The 3,394-nt window shown below is 56.4% G+C and carries 4 protein-coding genes; 2 read left to right on the forward strand and 2 right to left on the reverse strand.

Translation table 11 applies throughout. The features are described 5' to 3' along the window. Positions 1-597: DUF7351 domain-containing protein (locus QT222_RS04095; RefSeq protein WP_491476395.1), on the reverse strand; the 597-nt coding region annotated here is incomplete at its 3' end. 116 nt (positions 598-713) lie between these two features. Here QT222_RS04095 and QT222_RS04100 point away from each other — a divergent pair. Both QT222_RS04100 and QT222_RS04105 read left to right on the forward strand, forming a co-directional pair. Further along, complete coding sequence (locus tag QT222_RS04100; protein WP_491476396.1) at positions 714-2,237, forward strand: M23 family metallopeptidase; 1,524 nt, start codon at positions 714-716, stop codon at positions 2,235-2,237. A 431-nt stretch (positions 2,238-2,668) separates the two neighbouring features. Continuing rightward, positions 2,669-3,112 (forward strand): pyridoxamine 5'-phosphate oxidase family protein, encoded by a 444-nt coding sequence (locus QT222_RS04105; protein WP_491476397.1) that lies wholly within the window; start codon positions 2,669-2,671, stop codon positions 3,110-3,112. A 73-nt stretch (positions 3,113-3,185) separates the two neighbouring features. On the opposite strand, the gene QT222_RS04110 is transcribed toward QT222_RS04105, so the two are convergent. After that, positions 3,186-3,394: PD-(D/E)XK family putative nuclease (locus QT222_RS04110; protein ID WP_491476398.1), on the reverse strand; the 209-nt coding region annotated here is incomplete at its 5' end.

Genomic DNA, 3,394 nt, shown 5'->3' on the forward strand with positions numbered 1-3,394 from the left:
GTCCTGCGGTATGCGAGACGATATCGCGCCTGCACACGACGGGCACTGTCCCGTCCGCGCCAGTCCGACGTGATACATAGCCCGGTCGTAGAGCGGCTGAGAAATGTCTTCGTCTTGTTGGGCGACGATCCCGTTCTTCGGGAACGCGTACGTCAACCCCCAGAATACGTCACACTCCGGACAGTCGATGGTGAGGTACTCCTGTTCGTACTGGCCGCGTAACTTCGACTCGCAATTCGGACACGGCGCTTCGATGTCGAAATCACTAGGTAGTTGCTCTGTCGGCCGATTCGCGACGACGGCTCGGTAGATCGCGACGGCACCGGCTGTCGGGGCGTACTTGTCGCCGACGTTCTCCACGTAGACGCCGCGAAGCTTCTCTAAGTGATAGTTGAACTTCCCGCTGTCCTGCATGTCGACCGCCGCCATCAGTTCCGAGTACGACAGATGGCGTTTGTCTTTCACTTCAGAAAGTGAGTCCGGGTCCAACGGTTCGTAGGTGTCGAAGAACGCCCGCAAGATGTCGAGTCGCACCTCGTGACCCAAAATCGAGAATGCTTCCTCGGGGACGTTCTCCTCCCAATCGTGACCAGTCATGGTCGTGTATCTGTGAGCGAAGTACTCAACATTGTGATAGATGCTGCTGTGTGAATCGTTCTTGTGAATTTCGGTTCACAGAACCAATAACTTCCACGGTGGCCACCAGTCATTCAATGTCAGAAACACGACGCGGTTCTGCGTCACGCTCTCGCGTTTCGCGCATCCGTGAACGCATCGAGTCGATTAGCCCGTTGTCGTTGGTGATGTTGGGATTTCTCGGGTTCCTCGGAGACGCGTTTAGTCAGCTAGAAATTCTCAAACTCTTCAAGTTCTTCTGGCTATTCGCTTTTTGGCCGATTGCTGCAATGCTATTCGGCGCGATTCGGAACGCACTCGGGTACGAAAAGGACAGTCCAGGCCCGCGTGACTGGCTGTCGATGGACGACAGCCTAACCACGTACCTCGCATTTTTCGTCGGACTCCTGCTTTCATTTTTCAATCCACTCGCGCTCTGTCAAGACATGATGCAATTACTGGGGAGTATCGTCGCTATCGTTCGTAATCGCGGCTCTCTTCCGGACCCAGAGAGCTACGAACAGTCGGTTTCGTACCGGCTTCCCGTCGAGGGAACGTGGACGGTCATCAACGGAAGCCCAATCAAAAAATACTCGCACTCGTGGTTTCCGGCCACCCAGCGGTACGCCTACGATTTCGTGATTACGGACGAGGACGGACGAACGCACCCCGAAGGAACGGACACGAACACGGCCAACTACTACTGCTACGACCAACCGGTTGTTGCACCCGCCGACGGTACCGTTGTCAGCGTCGGTGATAGCGACCCCGAACTGTCGCGAGGCGGCGGATTCTCCCACCCGTTCAAGCGCAGTATCATCGGAAACCACGTCACGATTCGCCACGCAGAAGGAGAATACAGCAATCTCGTCCACCTCGTTCCGGGGAGCATCGAGGTCGAACCAGGTGACCACGTCAAGCAGGGCGAACAGATTGGTCGGTGTGGTCACACCGGGAACTCCTCAGAACCACACCTGCACTTTCAGCTTCAAGACCACCCGACGTTCGAAATTGCCGCCGGACTCCCGGTCAAGTTCGAGAACGTCGACATCGAAATTCCCGGAACGGATGTCGTCGAAACCACCGACTGGAGCACCCCGGAAGACGAGGACAGCGGTCGGTACATTCACGTCGGCCAGCGGGTCACGCACAACCCGGACGATAGGTCACACCGCAACGAGGTAGAGACGAAACCGTCCGAGACATCGCTCGATACGAGTTCCAATCGCGCCGTCGCGGTTGGGGTGTTCGCCAAGGGTATCTCCATCGGCGGCATCCTCGCCGTCTTCGCTGGGGCCGTCGTATCGTCGCTGTCGACTGTTGCAGTGGTGCTCGCGGGGATTGCTGCACTCGCCGTTGCGTACTGGTGCGGCCGCCGTCTCCTGAGCGATGACCCGCCGAGTTCAAGCGGTCTCGTCATAGCTGTTGCCGTGGGTCTCACAGCACTCTCCGTGGGCGCGGCCGGAGAACTCGATGCGGTTTCGGGATTCAGTTCGTTCTCTGTCGGAGGTGGAATGTTCGTGATAGGTTTCCTGTTGTACGGTGTTACCAGTGCGTATCTGCGGTATCGACTCTCGGAAGATGACGTTGCAGGTAGCCTGTCCCGACGTGTAGGGTCGTAAACGGAGAGTCCGCACCATTCAGAAGCACGATTACCGTTCGACAGCAGCCACGACCGTCACAGGCCGTGGTAAATGTCAGAAAACTGTCTCAGCTGTTCAGTAAAACCGTGAGACAGTGTCTCGACTCTGCTATTCGGATAGAATTGTAAAGTAATTGGACCACCCTAGTTAGGTTGAAGCAAGAACTGCCTGTCCAAGCAAGCGGTGATAGAACAGCGGCCGTGCCGACTCGATGGGAATCCTGCGACCCATAGCGAGCGTGAGAACAGGATGGGGCGCAGAAGACCGGCCTCTATTTTGTGTCGGAGAACGCGTGGTGCTGAATAGAAGGCACTTACCCAGTGACGGTTGTAGGGGTCGCCTTCGAGTTCCGAATGGAGTGATACGTTTGCGGCCGAATTCTTTACTCAATTCATCTCGAACAATAGATGATGACTGATACTACCCCAATCGAGATGGACGAGGATGAGCGGGACGAATTCCTCGGCAACGGCGGCACGGGCGTCATCTCGTTCTCAACGCCGGACGACGACGCTCCCCACTCGGTCCCTGTTTCGTACGGGTATGACGCGACCGAATCGACCTTTTACTTCCGCCTCGCCCTCGGAGGAAACAAGAGTGACGTCATTGACCGTGCTGTTACGTTTGTGACCTACAGCCACGAGGATGACGAGTGGCGGAGCGTCGTTGCCAGCGGACGGCTGGAAGAAGTCTCCGAGGAGTCCATTGCCACCGAAAGCCTTCAGGGACTCGAGAGAGTTCATATCCCACTCGTCGATATATTCGGTGTTCCTTCGCGAGATGTGCCGTTTGGATTCTACCGGCTTACGACCGAGAAACTAACCAGTCGGAAGGAATCGAAGACGATGACTTGAACGACGTGTCGGTTTCACGCTGGGTTAGCAGTTCGCTATTCAATACGACTCTCTGGTCTTTTAACTTGACGCGCTACAGCGTCTCTCGGAAGCGCCGGCGCGGATGCGGCTTTCGGAGACTGTCGAATTGTGTGGTATTGAGCGAGTGAATCATGTCACGTGCAGGAGTCGGCGCACAGACAGCGAAGAGATAGACGCCACCTTCTTCGAGAAGATGCTCGTGTTGGTTCCGTCGGAGAAGGAACCGTCCACGGCGCTGTGCTTCGCCGTAGACGACCATCG

The sequence above is a fragment of the Haloferax sp. s1 genome (assembly GCF_058382125.1).

Bases quoted from the DNA above. Each gene is read 5' to 3' on its own strand.
- QT222_RS04100 (WP_491476396.1), top strand. From the start codon at position 714: ATGTCAGAAACACGACGCGGTTCTGCGTCACGCTCTCGCGTTTCGCGC.
- QT222_RS04105 (WP_491476397.1), top strand. From the start codon at position 2,669: ATGACTGATACTACCCCAATCGAGATGGACGAGGATGAGCGGGACGAA.